Source organism: Bradyrhizobium genomosp. III, from assembly GCF_000261705.1.
GTDB lineage: Bacteria > Pseudomonadota > Alphaproteobacteria > Rhizobiales > Xanthobacteraceae > Bradyrhizobium > Bradyrhizobium ottawaense.
The window spans coordinates 1-1,088 of record NZ_AJQF01000223.1 but is presented as its reverse complement, the minus strand read 5'-3'; the positions used below and the strand labels follow the sequence as shown (position 1 = coordinate 1,088).

The window sequence follows — 1,088 nt, the reverse complement described above, 5'->3', positions numbered from 1 at the left end:
CCGGCGGCCTGCCGCTGCCTGAGGTGTTCGACCGCATTCGCCTGCGCGTCAATGAGGCCTCCAAGGGCGCGCAGGTGCCCTGGAACGAGCAGAAGATCTCGGCGCCATTCTCGTTCTTCGAGCGCGGGCCCGACGCGCCGCCCCCGGAGGCCGCGCCCGACCAGGTCGCCGCGATCCGGAGCAAGCCGATCCGCGACCTCGGCGTGCGGGATGCCTATGCCGCCGCGCTCGAGCGCGACACGCTGCCGGCCTATGAGGAGTTTCTCGCCGCCTATCCCGGCGATCCCCTGGCGAAGCGCGTGATGGCGATCGTCGCGGCGCGCCGCGAAGCGATCACCTGGAGGCGCACCTACCGGAACGATACCCCGGAAGCCTATTGGTCGTATCTGCGCCGCTATCCGCGCGGGCCGCATGCGGCGGACGCGCGCCGGCGCCTCGCGATCCTCACCGCGCCGGCCGAGCCGCCGCCGAGCTTTGCGATGATCGACTACGACGTGCCGCCCCCGCCGCCGGAGGAGGTGGTCTATGTCGACCGTCCCGTGCTGTATTTCAGCGATCCCGATTTCGGCTTCGCGCCGCCACCGCCGCCGCCGGTCTACTATCTGCCGCCGCCGCCGCCGGATTTCGTCGTGCTGCCGCCGCCGCTGCCCGTGGTCGGCCTGTTCGTGCTGCCGCAGCCGGTGTTCGTGCCGATCCCGGTGTTCGTCAGGCCGCCGGTCTATGTCGCGCCGCCGCCGAACAACATCATCTACCAGAACATCCATAATACGACGGTGATCAACACCGTGATCAACCGCCTGCCGGCACCAGCACCGGCTACGGGGGCAGGGGCCGGACCGGGCAATCTGGCGCCAGCGATTGCCGGCCGTGCCAACCCGGCCGGGCCTGCCGTGCCGCAGGCGGTCGTGCAGCGCGCCGCGCTGATCCAGCAGGGCAAGGCGCCGATGCCGCCGAGCGCGGCGATCCAGCCGACGGCGAGGCCCGGCCCGCCTCCGGTGACGCCGACGACGGCAGTCGCGCCGACCGCAGCGCCATCCGCTGCGCCGCAGACGGCGCCGACACTTGCTCCGCAGACCAGGCTGCCCCAG

The 1,088-nt window shown here is 72.2% G+C and carries 1 pseudogene; it reads left to right on the top strand.

Going from position 1 to position 1,088, the window contains the following annotated elements:
- Positions 1–1,088, top strand: a pseudogene (locus IC66_RS0119325) (caspase family protein); the annotation flags it as partial.